Here is a 692-nt window from a genome sequence, read left to right on the forward strand (position 1 = left end):
TCAAATCCATACTGTTTCTCAAGGTTATTCTTGAAATCTTGAGCGGCTGAAGTTTGACCTGGGGTAAACGTCACCTCACTCGCATAGACTGTCCCACCATTTGCTTTTGGAGCTATTTCACAGAAATGTCGAATCGTTTCTTCTAGCGCCTTTGTCCAGTTGCGATTGATATTCTGGGCTTCTTTCGTTTTAGAACGTTCCCAATTATGAGTCGACAAACCACTAATACGTGCCTGATGCCAACGATTCGTAATCTCTTGAAATCCTTGCTGACCTGCTTCTAATACCCAGTTATAAGCTGAACCAACTCGCTGCACTAGCTGACCCAGTCCGCCTAGAACTTGATTGCCTAACCAACCCAATCCAGAGCCAACGGCAGTCACAGTACTTGTATACACATTCCCAACAAATTTCGCCGTCTTATTCCAGCCATCATTTACCAGCTTCTTAGTCGCATTCCATGCATTTCCTAAAGTACGTTTCCCTTTATGATAGAGTTTCTTTGTCCCATTCCACACATCATTGCCGAGTTTCTTTGCCCCATTCCATAGCTTATTCCAGATATGTCCACTTGGGTCTGTGTAGTTGACTGGGTTATTATGGACATAGGCATAGCGGTTCTGACTGAGGGGATCACCCAGTTCACCTTGGTAGGAATCCTCAGTTAAGAAAGTGCCTGCCCTGCTATCATA

At 44.7% G+C, this 692-nt stretch carries 1 protein-coding gene; it reads right to left on the reverse strand.

Annotated elements, in window-relative coordinates; all coding sequences use genetic code 11:
* Positions 1–692: RHS repeat-associated core domain-containing protein (locus E4T79_RS10730; RefSeq protein ID WP_209304556.1), on the reverse strand; the 692-nt coding region annotated here is incomplete at both ends.

This window comes from Streptococcus sp. LYSM12 (assembly GCF_004569635.1).
Classification (GTDB): domain Bacteria; phylum Bacillota; class Bacilli; order Lactobacillales; family Streptococcaceae; genus Streptococcus.